The sequence below is a fragment of the Curtobacterium sp. 22159 genome (genome assembly GCF_052045775.1).
Taxonomy (GTDB): domain Bacteria; phylum Actinomycetota; class Actinomycetes; order Actinomycetales; family Microbacteriaceae; genus Curtobacterium.
The window spans coordinates 97,124-112,466 of sequence record NZ_JBQEPN010000004.1 but is presented as its reverse complement, the minus strand read 5'-3'; the positions used below and the strand labels follow the sequence as shown (position 1 = coordinate 112,466).

Genomic DNA, 15,343 nt, shown 5'->3' with positions numbered 1-15,343 from the left:
CCAGCGTCCTTTAAACTTGGCCGGTGAGCGCCCCGCAGACCGACACCACGCCCCGGAACCGCTTCGCGACCGGCCTCGACCGCTTCTTCTCGATCACGCACCGCGGGTCCACCATCCCCCGCGAGATCCGTGGTGGCCTCGTCTCCTTCGTGACGATGGCGTACATCGTCATCCTCAACCCGCTCATCCTCGGCGGGTTCAGCAAGGACCAGGCGCCGCACGACGTGCTCGGCGGCTGGCTGCAGAACGCGCAGGTCGCCGCGGCGACCGGGCTCGTCGCCGGTGTCATGACGATCGCGATGGGCCTCATCGCGAACCTGCCGTTCGGCATCGCCGCCGGCCTCGGGATCAACTCGTTCCTCGCCGTGAGCGTCGTGCACCAGGTGACGTGGGCGGAGGCGATGGGGCTCGTCGTCATCAACGGTGTCGTGATCGTCATCCTGGCGCTCACCGGCATCCGGACGATGATCTTCACCGCCGTGCCACCGCAGCTCAAAGCCGCGATCACGGTGGGCATCGGTCTGTTCATCGCGTTCATCGGGCTCGTGGACTCCGGGTTCGTGCGCACCACGAAGAACGCGTCGCCGCCGCTGCAGCTCGGCGAGGACGGCTCCGTGTCCGCGCTGCCCACGATCGTCTTCCTGATCGGCCTCGTGATCATCGGCACGCTCATGGCACGCCGGGTGAAGGGCGCGCTGCTCATCGGCATCGTGGCCACGACGATCATCGCGATCATCCTGCAGGCGATCTTCAAGGTGCCGACCTCGGTCGACTCCCCGACCGGCTGGAACCTCAACGCACCGGGCCTGCCGAGCGCCTTCTTCGCCGTGCCCGACCTGTCGCTCGTCGGCCACGCGGACGTCTTCGGCGCGTTCACCCGGATCGGGCCGATCGCCGCGTCGATGCTCGTCTTCACGCTCGTGTTCACGAACTTCTTCGACGCCATGGGCACCATGACCGGCCTCGCGAAGGCCGCCGGGGTCGCCAACGCCGACGGGACCTTCCCGCGCCTCAAGTCCGCGCTCGTCGTCGAGGGCGCCGGAGCGATCGCCGGTGGTGGCGCGTCGGTGTCGTCGAACACGGTGTTCATCGACTCGGCCTCGGGCATCGGCGAGGGCGCCCGCACCGGCATGGCCTCGGTCGTGACCGGTCTGCTGTTCCTGGCGTCGATGTTCCTGACGCCGCTCACCCAGGTCGTCCCGCTCGAGGTCGCCGCCGCCGGGCTCGTCGTCGTCGGTGCGCTCATGGTCGCCCAGGTGAAGGACATCGACTGGACCGACTTCGGGTCCGCCCTGCCGGCGTTCCTCACCATCGTCATCATGCCGCTGACCTACTCGATCGCGAACGGCATCGGCGCCGGCTTCATCAGCTGGGTGCTCATCAAGCTGCTGTCCGGGCGCGGGCGTCAGGTGTCGTGGCTGCTGTACGTCGTCGCCGCGGGCTTCCTGCTGTACTTCGCGCGCGGCCCGCTGGAGGCGCTGCTCGGCGTCGGGTAGCGGCGGCGCGCGCCGGTCTCCGGCCAGGAGGCGCGGCGTCAGTCCGGCAGGTCGGCCGGCGTCGCCTCGTGGTGGCGGCGGCCCGGCGTGCGCCGGTCCTCCTTCATCCCCGCCTCGAACAGGTGCCGACGCCCCTGCACCAGCTCGTCGCGCGCGGTCCGCTCGAGCTCCTTCGCCAGCGCGTAGTAGCCGTCGTCGTAGTCCTCGACGATCTGGAACGTCCACCGCCCGGCGATCACGTTCCGGCCGACGAGCTCGGAGTCGATCCGGTCGGCGAGCTCGACGTGCCCCGCCTTCCGCAGCTGCTCGACGGCCTCGCCGAGGTTCAGGTCAGCGGTCCCCGTCAGGCGGTGGAAACCGTAGAGGAGCCCACGGGCGTGCTCGATCACCTCGATCGCGGCCGACAGTGATCCGAGCGCCTCGACCGTGGCATCCGTGACGCCCTCGGGCACCTGGTGCTGGTCGTCCGGGCCCTGCGCGTCGTCGACTGCGTCGTTCGTCATGGCTCCCGTCTACCGGAAGTGGTCTGCGACCGCTCCGAGGAGCATCCCGGGCCCGTGGTCGGCGGTACGGTTCCAGCATGGCCAGGTGGGTGGCGCTGCTGCGCGGCGTGAACGTGAACGGGATCACCATCAGGAGCGCGGACCTCGCCGCCCTGTTCCGGGAACGCGGGTACCAGGACGTCCGGACCGTGCTCGCATCCGGCAACGTCGTGTTCTCGTCGGACGGTGCTGCCCCGGCCCTGCAGCAGGACATCGAGCAGGCGCTGCGGGACCGCTTCGGGTACGACGCCTGGATCGTGCTCGTCCCGCACGACACCCTGTCCGCCGTCCTCGACGGCTTCCCCTTCGACTCCGCCGCGGACCGCCACGACTACGTCGTGTTCGGCTCCGACGACGGAGCGCTCGACGACCTGCTCGCGGACCTCACCATCGACGAGTCGGTCGAGCGGGTCGCCCGGGGTGACGGTGTCGTCTACTGGTCGTGCCCGAAGGGGTCGAGCACGGAGACCGCGTTCGCCAAGCGCGCCGCCGCCGCACGGTTCAAGCGCACGACGACGACGCGCAACGCCAACACCCTCCGGAAGCTCCTGTGAGCCGCGGTGGTCTGCACCACGTCGAACTGCGGACGGCCGACCTCGACGCCGCCGAACGCTCCCGCTTGAGCCACCTCGCGTTCCACGCCGGCGGACCGGGCGATGTGGCCCGGATCTGGGACGCTGCGCCCGGGAACGGATGGCGCCGCCTCTACGAGGATCGCCACCCGTACGCCGGGGGCCCCGAGCACCACGCCGCCTTCCTCGAGGACGGCGAGCGCTTCAAGGTGGAACTCGTCGCGGGCTGACCCCGTCGGACGGGGTCAGGCCTGCGGGGGCTGGCCGTTGCTGGCCGTGGTGCCCCCGTCGACGGGCAGGATCGCACCGGTGATGAACGACGCCGCGTCGCTGGCCAGGAAGAGCACCGCCGCCGCGACCTCCTCCGAACGACCCCCGCGTCCGAGGGCGACCCGCTCGGCGAACTTCGCCTGCAGGGACTCGTCCTCCGCCTGCGACTGCGTGAGGTCGGTCCAGATGAGGCCCGGTGCGACCGCGTTCACCCGCACGCCGAACTGGCCGTTGTCGAGCGCTGCGGCCTTGGTGAAGTTCGTCACGCCGCCCTTCGCCGCGTTGTACGGGCTCATCCGCCAGTCGGCGTCCTCGCCCGACACGGACGACGTGTTGACGATGGAGCCCTTCGTCTCGCGGAGGAAGGGGAGCGCCGCTCGCGTGCCGTAGAACACTCCGGAGAGGTCCGTCTCGATCACCCGGCGCCACTCGTCGGGACTGATCTCGGTGATGTCGCCCGAGCTGAAGGTCCCGGCGTTGTTCACGAGCACGTCCACTCGGTCGAAGCGGTCGACGGCCGCGGACACGACGGTCTCCCAGTCGTCCGGGCTCGCCACGTCCGCCTGCAGCACCACCACCCGCTCGGTCGGGAGGGAGTCACCCACCGCCCGGACCTTCTCGTCGACACTGTCGGTGAGGACCACCGACGCGCCCTCGTCGATGAACGCCCTCGCCGTGGCCTCACCGATGCCGGATCCCGCACCCGTGACGATCGCCACCTTGCCCTCGAACCGGTTGCCCATGATGTCTCCTCTCGTCGCACGTGCCGTGCCCGGGGAGACGCCATCGGCCCAGCGGGCACCGACGCAACGGTGCCCGCTGGCGGCTGGGCGCGTTCGGAGGCGCGTCAGGCGGTGGTGTCCTCGGACTCGAGCTCACGGTCGAGGGAGATCGTCGGGATCGATGCGGTGATGACCGACCCGTCGGCACGGAGGGTGCCCTGGATGTCGCTCGTGGTCGGGGTGCTCCCGGCCATCCGCGGCCCCTGGTGCGGCAGCGGCACGACCGTCGGCGCACCCGCCGTGACGTCCCACTGCTGGTTGTGCACCCACGCCGTGAAGCCGGCGCCCGTCTCGACCGTGAACGTCATCGCGTCCTGCTCGAGGTCGACACGGATGCGCGAGCCACGCACGGTGATGCGGTAGGTCAATCGCTCCCAGTGCCGCGGGAGCCGCGGGTTGAAGGTCATCCGGCCGCCGTGGTCCCGCATGCCGCCGAAGCCGTTGACGAGCCCGCCCCAGACACCACCGGTCGACGCGATGTGGACGCCGTCCGAGGTGTTCCCGTGCAGGTCCGCGAGGTCGACGTAGAGCGCGGTCTGGAAGTACTCCAGCGCGAGGTCGTGGTACCCGACCTCGGCCGCCATGATCGACTGCACGACCGCGGACAGCGTCGAGTCACCCGTGGTGAGCGCGTCGTAGTAGTCGAAGTCGCGGCGCTTCTCGGCAGCCGTGAACTCGTGGCCCTGCAGGAACAGGGCGAGCACGACGTCGGCCTGCTTGAGCACCTGGAACCGGTAGATGACCAGCGGGTGGTAGTGCAGCAGCAACGGCCGCTTGTTCTCCGGCGTGTTCTCGAGGTCCCACAGCTCCTTGTCGAGGAACTGGGCGTCCTGCGGGTGGATGCCACGGTGCGGGTCGAACGGGATCTCCATCGACTCGGCGGCGTGCTCCCAGTCGACGATCTCCTGCGGCTGCAGCCCGGTCCGCCGCACCATGCGGGCGTACTCCTCCGGGTCGTCGACTGCGAGCTCCCTGCAGGCGTTCACCGCGAACCAGAGGTTCGCCCGGGCCATGACGTTCGTGTACAGGTTGTCGTCCACGACCGTCGTGTACTCGTCGGGGCCGGTCACACCGTCGATGTGGAACTTCTTGTCGCCGTTGGACCGCCAGAACCCGAGGTCCTCCCACAGGCGGGCGGTCTCGACGAGGATGTCGATCGCGCCGCGCTTGAGGAACTCGCGGTCGTCGGAGGCGCGGACGTACTGCATGAGCGCGTGGGCGATGTCCGCGTCGATGTGGTACTGCGCCGTGCCGGCCGCGTAGTAGGCGCTGGACTCCTCGCCGTTGATGGTCCGCCACGGGAAGAGCGCACCACGCTGGTTCAGCTCACGAGCACGGGAGCGCGCGGCGTCGAGCATGTTGTAGCGGAACCGCAGGGCGTTCCGGGCGACGATCGGCGCCGTGTACGACAGGAACGGCAGGACGTAGATCTCCATGTCCCAGAAGTAGTGTCCGCCGTACCCGGAGCCCGTGACGCCCTTCGCGGCGATGCCGTGGCCGTCCGTCCGGGCCGTTGCCTGCGCGAGCATGAAGAGGTTCCAGCGGACAGCCTGCTGGATCGCCGGCTCCCCCGCGATCTCGATGTCGCTCCGTGCCCAGAAGTCGTCCATCCACTCCGCCTGGCGCGCGAAGGCCTCGTCCACCGACTGGGCACGGGACCGGTCGAGGGTGCGGTCGCAGCGATCGGCGAGCTCACGCGCCGGCACGCCGCGGGAGGTGTGGTAGACGATGTGCTTCGTCAACCGGGTGGGCTGTCCGGCCCGCGCCTGCACGCGGTAGACGTGCTTCGCGAGGTCGTCCTCGATCGACGAGGACTCGTCCCAGGAGTTCTCGGTCTCCAGGTGGTGCTCCACCCCGACACAGATCGTCATGCCCGAGCTCGCCGCCTGGTACCCGAGCAGCGAACGGCCACCGGTGCTGCGCTTGAGCTTGGGTTCGAGCACCCGCTCCGTGAACGCCTCGGCCTTGCGGGGGTCGAACGCACTCGCCGCGGCCCGCATCCCCGCGTGGTACTCGTCCTGCACGTCCTGGCGGTTCAGGATCTGGCTCGACAGGAGGATCGAGGCGTCCGCGTCGAGGACCGTGACCTCGTAGTCGATGACCGCGAGGTGGCGGTCGGTGAACGACACGAGCCGGCGCGACCGGATGAGCACGCGCTTCCCCGACGGCGTCGACCACTCGGTCTCGCGGAACAGGTACCCGCCACGGAACTCGAGTCGCCGGGTGTGCCGGAGGATGTCCGCCTCGGCCATGACGAGCGGTTCGTCGTCGACGTAGAGCCGGATCACCTTGGCGTCGGGCGCGTTGATGATGGTCTGCCCGGTCTTCGCGAAGCCGAAGGCGTCTTCCGCGTGACGGATCGGCCAGGTCTCGTGGAAGCCGTTGATGTACGTGCCGTTCTGCACGCCGCCGCGACCTTCGTCGAGGTTGCCGCGCAGACCGAGGTACCCGTTGCCGACGGCGAAGTTCGTCTCGGCGACGCCCTGCTCGTCTGGCGAGTACTCGGTCTCGACGAGCGCCCACTCGTCGATCGGGTACCGGACGCGGTCGAGCGGGTCGGAGGTGATGCGGTTCATGGTGCTCCGGAGGGAGGGAAGGCGTTCGTGGGGAGGGGACGGGGGGCCTGGAGGCGCGGGTCGCCTCGGCCGCGAGGCCTACGTCGTGGTCGTGGCGGGGGCCGGCAGCTCGTCGACGAGTTCGGCGAGGTCGGACACCACGAGGTCGGCACCGTGCGCCCGGAGGGCGTCCGCCCCGGCACCGCGGTCGACGCCGATGACGAGTCCGAACGCACCGTTGCGGCCGGCTTCGACCCCGCTGGTGGCGTCCTCGACCACGACGCACTCGGCGGCGGTCAGGCCGAGTCGACCGGCGGCGTCGAGGTAGGTGTCCGGTGCCGGCTTGCCTGCCAGGCCGTCTTCCCGCGCGACGAGTCCGTCCACGACCACAGGGAATCGCTCGAGGATGCCGGCCGTGCGCAGCACCTGCGTGGCGTTCGCGGAGCTCGACACGACCGCGACGGACAACCCGGCGTCGATCGCCGCGACGAGGAAGGCGAACGAGCCGGGGTAGGGCTGCACGCCGTGCTCGGCCAGCTCCGCCGTGAACTCGGCGTTCTTCCGGTTGCCCAGGCCGCACACGGTGTCGGCGTCGGCCGGGTCGTCGGGCGTGCCTTCGGGCAGGTGGATGCCGCGTGATGCGAGCAGGGACCGGACGCCGTCGTAGCGGGGCTTGCCGTCGATGGAGGCGAAGTAGTCCTGCTCGGTGTACGGGGCCACGCCGTGCTCGGCGAGGTACGGCGTGAACAGGCGGCTCCAGGCGCGCATGTGGACGTCGGCGGTCGGGGTGAGGACGCCGTCGAGGTCGAACAGCAGGGCTCGCTGGTCGGCGAGTCGCGCGGGTGTGCGCCGGTCCGGCGTCGTCATCTGCAGCCCTCCGGGGACAGGTCGTGGACGGTGTGTCCCGCCGAGTCTAGGACCGCTCCAGGCGCGACGTGCAGACGCGCCGGGCTCCGTGGAAAGAGTTCACGCAGTCGTTCGCTGTGCAGGGAGGGACCGCACCGGCAGGGCTCCTGTACGTCCGTCGAGACTCGCTCCGACAAGCTGACCGGGACGGAAGGCACCACCATGACCAGCGACACCGCGGCACCGCCGCAGCACGGCAGCGGATCCAAGCTCCGCCAGGCGATCACCGGTCCCCTGCTCTACCTCTTCATCCTCGGCGACGTGCTCGGCGCCGGCATCTACGCCCTCATGGGCACGCTCTCGAAGGACGTCGGCGGTGCACTGTGGGCACCGCTCGTCCTCGCACTGCTCCTGGCACTGCTGACGGCCGGGTCCTACGCGGAACTCGTGACGAAGTACCCGAAGGCCGGTGGCGCCGCCGTGTTCGCCGAGCGCGCCTACAAGGTGCCGATCGTGTCGTTCCTCGTCGGCTTCTGCATGCTGGCCGCCGGGGTCACGAGCGCGGCCGGGCTCTCCCTGGCGTTCGCGGGCGACTACCTGGGCACGTTCTTCGACCTGCCGCCCGTGCCGACCGCGATCGTCTTCCTCGCGCTCATCGCGTGCCTCAACGCCCGGGGCATCTCCGACTCCCTGAAGAGCAACGTCGTCATGACCGTCATCGAGGTGTCCGGCCTCGTCATCGTGATCGTCGTCGTCGCCGTGATGCTCGGCGCCGGTGGCGGGGACGTCACCCGCATCGGCGCGTTCCCCGCCGACGCGAACCCGGCGCTCGCCACCCTCAGCGCCGCCATCGTCGCCTACTACTCGTTCGTCGGGTTCGAGACCTCGGCGAACATCGCGGAGGAGGTCCGCGAACCGCGCCGTGTCTACCCGAAGGCCCTGTTCGGCGCCCTCGCGACCGCGGGCGTCGTCTACGTCCTGGTCGCGCTCGCGAGCTCGATCGCCCTGCCGGCGTCCGAGCTGTCCGAGTCGAGCGGTCCCTTGCTCGCGGTCGTCTCCGCCAGCGGCGTGCCGGTGCCGGACTGGGTGTTCAGCCTGATCGCCCTCGTCGCGGTCGCGAACGGCGCACTGCTGACCATGATCATGGCGAGCCGCGTCACGTACGGCATGGCCGAGCAGCGCCTCCTGCCCGCGGTCCTGAGCAAGGTCCTGCCGAACCGGAAGACCCCGTGGACGGCGATCCTCGCGACCACCCTCGTCGCGATGCTCCTCACGCTCGTCGGTGACGTCGGGACCCTCGCCGAGACCGTCGTCCTCCTGCTGCTCTTCGTGTTCATCAGCACGAACGTCGCCGTCCTCGTGCTGCGGCGGGACCGCGTCGAGCACGACCACTTCCGGGTGTGGACGTGGGTCCCGGTCCTCGGTGTCGCGTCCTGCCTGCTGCTCCTCAGCCAGCAGAGCGGGCAGGTGTGGCTGTACGCCGTCGCGCTCCTCGCCGTCGGCGCGGTGCTGTACTTCGTCGCCCGGTTCACGGGTCGCCGTTCCGGACGCGACCACGAGGCGGGCGTGATCCACTGAGCCGGCCGACCCGCGCCTCCCGGACCCCGCGGTCAGCGGAGACCGGGCGCGGGCGGGAGGTCCGACACCCACGACTCGACCGCGTCGCTGATCCGGTCGCGTGCAGCGGCACGGGAGATCGTCGCCGTCCGGTCGCCGGGCTGCGCGCCGTAGGCGCCGAAGTCGGCGTGGTTCGCGCCGCGGACCACGGTCATCGTGGCGGTCGACGGCAGCAGGTGCCGCGCCGCGTCCACCTTCGCGGGTGTCGACAGCCCGTCGCGGGAGCCGGACACACTGAGCACGCTGATGTACGACCGGCTGACGTCGTTCGCGCAGTAGCTGCCGAGCAGCAGCAGACCGTCGGCGTCCTGCGCGAGCTGACACGCTCGGACCCCACCCAGCGAGTGACCGCCGACCGCCCAGGTGCTGACGTCCGGCGCGTGGGACTCGAACGTCGACAACGGGCGCGTGTCGAAGAACGCCAGGTGCAGCGTCGGTTTCGTGATCACCACGGTCGTGCCGGACGCGACCACCTGCCGGAACGTCGCCATGTACGCGTACGGGTCGACCTTCGCCCCGGGGATGAAGACGATCCCCTTGCCGTCCGCCGTGCCCGTCGGCGTCATCACGACGGAGTCCCCGGCATCGCGGACCGCCACCCGGTCGTCACGCCACACCGCGAGTGCCGCGCTGCGGGTGCCCTGCATCACGGTGTTCGCCCAGACCAGGAAGACGACCGCCACCAACACGACCACGGCGACCACCCACGCGGTCCAGCGCAGTGCGCGGTTCACGTCCGCTCCGCGGGGCGGGGGCGACGGGCCGTCACCGTCAGCCACTGCTCCTCGGCGCCGGGTCGGGTCGTGTCGCGGACCGTGACGTCACCCCAACCCGCCCGCTCGACGACGGCGGCGAGCGGGCCCTCGGTCCAGTAGGTGACGTACCGTTCGTCGTCGAGCTTCCGGCTGCTCCACCCGGCCCCGGTGCCGCGCTTCACGGTCGCGGCGAGCACACCCCCGGGTCGGACGGCGGCGAGCGCCCGCCGGAGCACGGCAGGGACGGTCTCCCGCGGGACGTGCAGGAGCACCGCGTTCGCGAGAACCGCGTCGAACGGGCCGCCCCAGTCGGGATCGCGGAGGTCCAGCCGCCGGGCGTCGCGGCCGTCCGCGCGGAGCCGGTCGACGAACGACTGAGCGCCGTCGGTCCGGTCGACCCGCAGGCCCGCGGCTTCGAGGGCTTCGGCGTCCCGCCCCGGACCCGAGCCGAGTTCGAGGACGTGGGCGCCGGGCGCGACGAGCGCGAGGAGATCGTCGACGAGGCCGGAACGGTGGTCGTCCGTGCGCTCGGCGTAGCGGTCCGCGCCCCGTTCGTAGGCGAGGAGGGTCCGCTCGGCAGCGAGCTCGCGGCGCATCACGAGCTCGTGCCGGCCGTCCGGGAGCACGTCACCGACCTCGTCCGTGGCGCTGAACCCGGCCCGCTCGTAGGTGGCCCGCGCTCCGCGGTTGTCCGGCATCACCGACAGGTCGAGCTGCCGTGCACCGCGCTCCGCCGCCCATCGCGCGATCTCGTCGAGCAGCCGGCGCGCGATGCCCTGACGGCGGACCTGCGGGGACACCCACATGGAGACGACCTCGGCGCGGGCGGGGTCGTCCTCGTCCGGCAGCCCGCTCGCCATCCCGACCGCGCGGCCACCGTCGAACGCGACGAGGTCGAGGGCGTCCGGCACCGACAGACGTGTCCGCCAGCGGTGCTCCGGGGCGTCCTGCCAGTCGGCTATCCGGGGCCCGAAGGCCTCCGGAGCGTCCGCGAGCGCGGCGAGTCGGACCGGCCGCCAGGTCTGCCAGTCGTCCGCGGTCACGCGGCGCAGCTCGATCGTCACGTCCGAACGCTACAGCGCGCGACTCCACGCGACCTCCCGGGCCGTCACCCATCCGCCCCGGGCGCGAACCGGTAGCCCATGCCCGACTCCGTCACGAGGTAGCGGGGGTGCCCCGGGTCGGGCTCGAGCTTCCGCCGCAACTGCGCCATGTAGAGCCGGAGGTAGCCGGAGTCGCTGCCGTGGGACGGTCCCCACACCTCGGTGAGGAGCATCTCCCGCGTCATCAACCGGCCCGGGTTCGTCACGAGGACCTCGAGCAGACGCCACTCGGTCGGGGTCAGCCGGATCGCGGGGCCGGACGGCGGCGTGACCTGCTTCGCGACGAGGTCCACCACGAGGTCGCCGATCGCCACCGAGGGCGTCGCGCCCGCAGCCGACGCCGCGGCCACCTGCCGACGTCCGAGGGCGCGGAGCCGGGCGAGCAGCTCGTCCATCTGGAACGGCTTCGTGACGTAGTCGTCGGCACCGGCGTCGAGCGCGTCGACCTTGTCCGAGGAGTCCGTCCGTCCCGAGAGCACGAGCACGGGCACCTGCGACCAGGCACGGATGCCCTCCAGCACCCCGATGCCGTCGAGGCGCGGCATGCCGAGGTCGAGCAGCACGAGGTCGGGGCGCTCGGTGATCAGGGCGTCGATCGCGGCCCGGCCGTCCCGGGCGGTCACGACCTCGTACCCGCGCGCGGCGAGCGTCACGGAGAGCGCCCGCACGAGCTGCGCGTCGTCGTCGGCGATCAGGACCTTGGTGCTCACAGGACCTCCACTCCCACGTGCCCGGCGATCGGCAGCCGCACGACCACGGTGAGGCCCCCGCCGGGGGTGTCGTCGACCTCGATCGTGCCGCCCATGCCCTCGGTGAACCCCCGTGCGAGCGCCAGACCGAGCCCGAGCCCCGTCTCGTTGTCCGTGTCCCCGAGTCGCTGGAACGGCTGGAACACCTCGCCCCGACGGTCCTCCGGGATGCCGGGGCCGTGGTCCGCGACCCGGAGTTCGACACCGCCGCCGAACGCGCTCGCCGCGACGCGCACCCGCGTGCCGTCGGGCGCGTAGCGGACGGCGTTCGCGAGCAGGTTCACGACCACGCGCTGCAGCAGCACGGCGTCGGCGAGCACCGGGGGCAGTTCGGCCGGCAGGTCGAGGTCCACGTCGTCCGGGCCGAGTTCGAGCTCGTCGAGCGCGGGGGCGACCACCGTCTCGAGGGCGATCGGAACCGGGGTCACGGCGAGCACCCCCGCCTGCACGCGGCTCACGTCCAGCAGGTCCGCCAACAGCACCGCCAGCTGACGCAGGCTCTCGTCGGCGGTGGCGAGCAGCGCCTCCCGGTCCGCCGTCGACAGCTCGATGTCGGCGGCCCGGAGTGTCTGCACGGCCGCGGACGCGGCGGCGATGGGTCGGCGCACGTCGTGGCCGACGGCCGCGAGGAGGGCGCTGCGCACACGGTCCGCGGCTGCGATCCGCTCGGCGTCGACCGCGGTGCGGGTCAGCTCACGGTGTTCGACGGCGGCGTCGAGCTGCTGCTCTACGACACGCAGGAGTCGACGCTGGGTGGGGTCGTCCGGGGCGCCCGCGAACTCCAGGACGGCGCCGGACGCGAGGCGCGTGGCGGCGTCCGGCGCGTCACCGAACGTGCCCGACGCGGCCGGCACCTCGTCGCCCTGGCGGATCCGCACGCCTTGGAACCCGAACGCCTCGCGGGTCCGGTCGAGGAGCGCCTGCAGTGCGTCGTCACCGCGGAGCACGCTCCCGGCGATGCCGACGAGGAGTCCGGACTCGGCCGCGGCTCGGCGGGCCGCCCGGGACCGCCGCGCCGAGCGGTCGACGACGAAGCTCACCAGCACCGCACTGATGACGTACATGACGAGGGCCACCAGGTGCCAGGGCTGCTGCACGGTCACGCGGTACAGGGGTTGCACGAAGAAGAAGTCGAGGCTCAGCCCGGACAGCACCGCCGCGAACACCGCCGGCCACATCCCGCCGACGAGCGCCACGACGAGCACGAGCAGTTGGTACGCGAGCACGTCCACCGTGATCGCGTCCGGGGCGGGGCTGAACGAGAGCAACCAGGTCAGCAGCGGGCCCGCCACCAGGGATAGCAGGAACGCGGTGAGGACCCGGCCGCGGGACAGGCTCCCGCCGAGCCTCGGCAGGGCGAACCCGCCGCCGGCTCGTTCGTGCGTGACCACGTGCACGTCGATGTCGCCCGACTCGCGGATCACCGTGTTGCCGATGCCCGGACCGGTCAACGCAGCGACGATCCGGCTGCGGCGGCTCACGCCGATGACGATCTGCGTCGCGTCGATCGACTTCGCGAACCGCACCAGCGTCGTCGGCACGTCGTCACCGACCACCTGGTGGTACGTCCCGCCGAGCTGCTCGAGCAGGCTGCGCTGCTTGCCGAGGGCTCCCGGATGGCGCTCCCGGAGGCCGTCGTTCGTCGTGACGTGCACCGCGGCGAGTTCACCCCCGGCGCTCCGGGCAGCGATCCGGGCGCCCCGGCGGAGCAGGGTCTCCCCCTCCGGTCCCCCGGTGAGCGCGACGAGCACGCGCTCCCGTGTCTCCCACCGGTGGTCGATGCCGTGCTCCGCCCGGTACGCCTTGAGTGCGTCGTCGACCTCGTCCGCGAGCCAGAGCAGCGCGATCTCACGCAGGGCGGTCAAGTTGCCGAGGCGGAAGTAGTTCGACAGGGCGGCGTCGATCCGGGTCGCGGGGTAGACGAGCCCGTCCGAGAGCCGTTCGCGCAGCGCGGCCGGGGCGAGGTCCACCACTTCGATCTGGTCGGCGGCGCGGACCACGGCGTCCGGGACGGTCTCGCGCTGGACCGTGCCGGTGATCTCGCGGACGACGTCGCCGAGGGACTGCATGTGCTGCACGTTCACCGTCGAGATGACGTCGATCCCGGCGTTCCGGAGCGCCTCGACGTCCTGCCAGCGCTTCTCGTGCGGTCCGCCCGGGGCGTTCGTGTGCGCGAGCTCGTCGACGAGGGCGACCTCGGGACGCCGGGCCAGCACGGCGTCGAGGTCCATGTCGTCGAGTTCGACACCGCGGTGCGTCTGCGTGCGACGCGGGACGACCTCGAGGCCGTCGACGAGCGCGGCGGTGGCGGCACGGTCGTGGGTCTCGACGACGGCGACGACGACGTCCCGCCCCTCGGCACGCAGGCGGTGGCCCTCCTCGAGCATCGTGAACGTCTTGCCGACACCGGGGGCCGCCCCGAGCAGCACCCGCAGCTTGCCTCGCTTCACGTGCTCATCCTCCCGCGTTCGTGGTTGCGCGGCATCCGGTCGACTGATATTCTCGACGCAACCGTTCCCACCAAGGCTCGAGCCGATCGGCTTCCTCAAATCGGGTGGGACTGTCCCGCCCCGCGTCCGCTTCGGACGCGGGGCGGCGTTCTTCATCGCTGACGTTCGTTCCCCACGCTGTAGTTGCTGCCGGCTCGCCCGAGATCCCTCGTCCCACCGATCTCGGAGCCGACCTGTGCCGACCACCGCCGCCATGTCCCGTCACCGCGCCGAGCAGTTCCGCCAGGCGCTGCGCGAGCGGGGTCTCGATGCGTCCGGACCCTCCGTGCACCGCGTCCACGCCTTCGACAGCGCCGTGCGTTCGTCGCTGCTCGCGCTCACCGAGCAGATCGAGCTGGCCCTCCGGGGTCGGCTCGAACGAGCGGGGAACGAACGGTTCGGACCCCGCTGGTACCTCGCGCCGTCGGCCTTCCGCGCGGGCTTCGACCACGCCGGGTTCCTCGACCGCGCTGGCGCGGCCCTGAGCCGGGCGCAGGACCCGGCGGCACGCGCCACCTGGGCCGAGCGACGGTTCGAGCGCGTTCCGTTCGGCATGCTCACGGAGGAACTGAGCCTCGGAGAGCTGGCGCGACTGACGAGCGGTGTCGAGCCCCGCCTCCACGACGCGGTGGCGTCGTCCTTCCGGGTGCCCCCGTCGACGTTCCGTCCCTGCCTGCAGCACCTGACCCACGTCCGCAACTGCTGCGCCCACCACACGCGGCTCTGGGGACGACGGATGCGGGTCCCACCACCCACCTTCCGCTCGCCGCCCGACCTCGTCGAGCGCCTCGCCGGCCTGCCGAAGCGGTCCCCTGCCCATTCCCTTGAGCTGTTGGCGCACCTGGCGGAGACCGTCGGGCCGTGCGACCGTCACGCCGCCGCGTTCCGCCAGCTGCTCGACGACCACGACGACCTGGTCGTCGGGCTCGGCGGGCGACCGGCCTGGGCGGCGGCGTGACGGCCCGGTCACGCGGCGGCCCTCGCCAGTGCCAGGTTCAGCTCGAGCACGTTCACGACGGGCTCGCCGAGGAACCCGAGCTGCCGCGACTCGGTGTGCTGCTCGACGAGCTTCCGCACGGCCGACTCCGACATCCCTCGGGCTTCGGCGACCCGGGACACCTGCTGCAGGGCGTACTCGGGGCTGATGTCCGGGTCGAGGCCGGAGCCCGAGGCCGTGACCGCGTCCGCGGGGACCTCCGAGACGGCGACCCCGTCGGCCTTCGCGACGTCCTTCCGTCGCTGCTCGATGGCTCCGCGCAGGTCGGGGTTGTTCGGCCCGAGGTTCGAGCCGGACGAGGCGTTCGCGTCGTAGCCCTTCTCGCCCGCGGCGCTCGGCCGCGACTGGAACCAGCGGGCCGATCCGGAGAACGACTGCCCGACGAGCGACGACCCGACGACCTTCCCGTCCGACGACGTGACCATCGAGCCGTTCGCCTGGTCGTGGAACGCCGCTTGGCCGACGCCCCAGACCGCGAGCGGGTAGGCGACGCCGAGCACGACGGTGCTGAGGAGGGTGAGGCGGATCGCCACACCGGTGGAACGGAGGGTGGAACGTGCAGATGCCATG

The 15,343-nt window shown here is 71.6% G+C and carries 14 protein-coding genes; 5 read left to right on the top strand and 9 right to left on the bottom strand.

Translation table 11 applies throughout. From position 1 onward, the window contains the following. The first annotated feature begins 23 nt into the window (after positions 1-23). Positions 24-1,496, top strand: coding sequence for an NCS2 family permease (locus ACTJKO_RS06290; protein WP_440686820.1), 1,473 nt, complete (start codon positions 24-26; stop codon positions 1,494-1,496). 38 nt (positions 1,497-1,534) lie between these two features. Here ACTJKO_RS06290 and ACTJKO_RS06285 read toward each other — a convergent pair whose 3' ends face one another. Continuing rightward, positions 1,535-1,999, bottom strand: coding sequence for a hypothetical protein (locus ACTJKO_RS06285; protein ID WP_440686818.1), 465 nt, complete (start codon positions 1,997-1,999; stop codon positions 1,535-1,537). Positions 2,000-2,076: 77 nt separating this feature from the next. Between ACTJKO_RS06285 and ACTJKO_RS06280 the strand changes: the two genes are divergently transcribed. Continuing rightward, complete coding sequence (locus tag ACTJKO_RS06280) at positions 2,077-2,592, top strand: DUF1697 domain-containing protein (RefSeq protein ID WP_440686816.1); 516 nt, start codon at positions 2,077-2,079, stop codon at positions 2,590-2,592. Beyond that, positions 2,589-2,840 (top strand): hypothetical protein, encoded by a 252-nt coding sequence (locus tag ACTJKO_RS06275; RefSeq protein WP_440686814.1) that lies wholly within the window; start codon positions 2,589-2,591, stop codon positions 2,838-2,840. The genes ACTJKO_RS06280 and ACTJKO_RS06275 overlap by 4 nt, the downstream gene beginning before the upstream one ends. Positions 2,841-2,855: 15 nt before the next feature. Here the strand turns inward: ACTJKO_RS06275 and ACTJKO_RS06270 are convergent, their stop codons facing one another. The 3 genes from ACTJKO_RS06270 to ACTJKO_RS06260 all read right to left on the bottom strand — a co-directional run bounded on the left by ACTJKO_RS06270 (position 2,856) and on the right by ACTJKO_RS06260 (position 7,084). Then, on the bottom strand, positions 2,856-3,623 hold the full coding sequence (locus ACTJKO_RS06270; RefSeq protein WP_440686812.1) for an SDR family NAD(P)-dependent oxidoreductase: 768 nt from the start codon (positions 3,621-3,623) through the stop codon (positions 2,856-2,858). Between the two features lie 104 nt (positions 3,624-3,727). Beyond that, positions 3,728-6,238 carry a glycoside hydrolase family 65 protein gene (locus tag ACTJKO_RS06265; protein ID WP_440686810.1) on the bottom strand — a complete coding sequence of 837 codons (2,511 nt, stop codon included), beginning with the start codon at positions 6,236-6,238 and terminating at the stop codon, positions 3,728-3,730. A gap of 78 nt (positions 6,239-6,316) precedes the next feature. Beyond that, positions 6,317-7,084, bottom strand: a complete 768-nt coding sequence (locus tag ACTJKO_RS06260; protein ID WP_440686808.1) for an HAD family hydrolase — start codon at positions 7,082-7,084, stop codon at positions 6,317-6,319. A 201-nt stretch (positions 7,085-7,285) separates the two neighbouring features. On the opposite strand from ACTJKO_RS06260, the gene ACTJKO_RS06255 reads away from it, so the two are divergent. After that, positions 7,286-8,641 carry an APC family permease gene (locus ACTJKO_RS06255; protein ID WP_440686806.1) on the top strand — a complete coding sequence of 452 codons (1,356 nt, stop codon included), beginning with the start codon at positions 7,286-7,288 and terminating at the stop codon, positions 8,639-8,641. A gap of 32 nt (positions 8,642-8,673) precedes the next feature. Here the strand turns inward: ACTJKO_RS06255 and ACTJKO_RS06250 are convergent, their stop codons facing one another. Genes ACTJKO_RS06250 through ACTJKO_RS06235 form a run of 4 tightly spaced genes read right to left on the bottom strand, consistent with a single transcriptional unit; the run spans position 8,674 to position 13,737 of the window. After that, the gene (locus ACTJKO_RS06250) at positions 8,674-9,414 is read right to left on the bottom strand and encodes an alpha/beta hydrolase (protein ID WP_440686804.1); all 741 of its coding nucleotides are present in this window, start codon (positions 9,412-9,414) and stop codon (positions 8,674-8,676) included. After that, positions 9,411-10,499 (bottom strand): GNAT family N-acetyltransferase, encoded by a 1,089-nt coding sequence (locus ACTJKO_RS06245; RefSeq protein ID WP_440686802.1) that lies wholly within the window; start codon positions 10,497-10,499, stop codon positions 9,411-9,413. Before ACTJKO_RS06245 ends, ACTJKO_RS06250 begins: the two co-directional genes overlap by 4 nt. Before the next feature lie 44 nt (positions 10,500-10,543). Then, the gene (locus ACTJKO_RS06240; protein ID WP_440686800.1) at positions 10,544-11,248 is read right to left on the bottom strand and encodes a response regulator; all 705 of its coding nucleotides are present in this window, start codon (positions 11,246-11,248) and stop codon (positions 10,544-10,546) included. Continuing rightward, positions 11,245-13,737 (bottom strand): ATP-binding protein, encoded by a 2,493-nt coding sequence (locus tag ACTJKO_RS06235; RefSeq protein WP_440686798.1) that lies wholly within the window; start codon positions 13,735-13,737, stop codon positions 11,245-11,247. The genes ACTJKO_RS06240 and ACTJKO_RS06235 overlap by 4 nt, the downstream gene beginning before the upstream one ends. 253 nt (positions 13,738-13,990) lie before the next feature. On the opposite strand from ACTJKO_RS06235, the gene ACTJKO_RS06230 reads away from it, so the two are divergent. Continuing rightward, the gene (locus ACTJKO_RS06230; RefSeq protein ID WP_440686796.1) at positions 13,991-14,734 is read left to right on the top strand and encodes an Abi family protein; all 744 of its coding nucleotides are present in this window, start codon (positions 13,991-13,993) and stop codon (positions 14,732-14,734) included. An 8-nt stretch (positions 14,735-14,742) separates the two neighbouring features. Here ACTJKO_RS06230 and kdpC read toward each other — a convergent pair whose 3' ends face one another. After that, a complete protein-coding gene (gene kdpC / locus ACTJKO_RS06225; protein WP_440686794.1) occupies positions 14,743-15,342 on the bottom strand; it encodes a potassium-transporting ATPase subunit KdpC in 600 nt (199 codons plus the stop codon). Position 15,343: the final 1 nt, after the last annotated feature.

Coding starts and splice junctions, on each gene's coding strand:
- kdpC (WP_440686794.1), bottom strand. CDS start 15,342: ATGGCATCTGCACGTTCCACCCTCCGTTCCACCGGTGTGGCGATCCGC.
- ACTJKO_RS06260 (WP_440686808.1), bottom strand. CDS start 7,084: ATGACGACGCCGGACCGGCGCACACCCGCGCGACTCGCCGACCAGCGA.
- ACTJKO_RS06255 (WP_440686806.1), top strand. CDS start 7,286: ATGACCAGCGACACCGCGGCACCGCCGCAGCACGGCAGCGGATCCAAG.
- ACTJKO_RS06270 (WP_440686812.1), bottom strand. CDS start 3,623: ATGGGCAACCGGTTCGAGGGCAAGGTGGCGATCGTCACGGGTGCGGGA.
- ACTJKO_RS06280 (WP_440686816.1), top strand. CDS start 2,077: ATGGCCAGGTGGGTGGCGCTGCTGCGCGGCGTGAACGTGAACGGGATC.
- ACTJKO_RS06285 (WP_440686818.1), bottom strand. CDS start 1,999: ATGACGAACGACGCAGTCGACGACGCGCAGGGCCCGGACGACCAGCAC.
- ACTJKO_RS06230 (WP_440686796.1), top strand. CDS start 13,991: ATGTCCCGTCACCGCGCCGAGCAGTTCCGCCAGGCGCTGCGCGAGCGG.
- ACTJKO_RS06265 (WP_440686810.1), bottom strand. CDS start 6,238: ATGAACCGCATCACCTCCGACCCGCTCGACCGCGTCCGGTACCCGATC.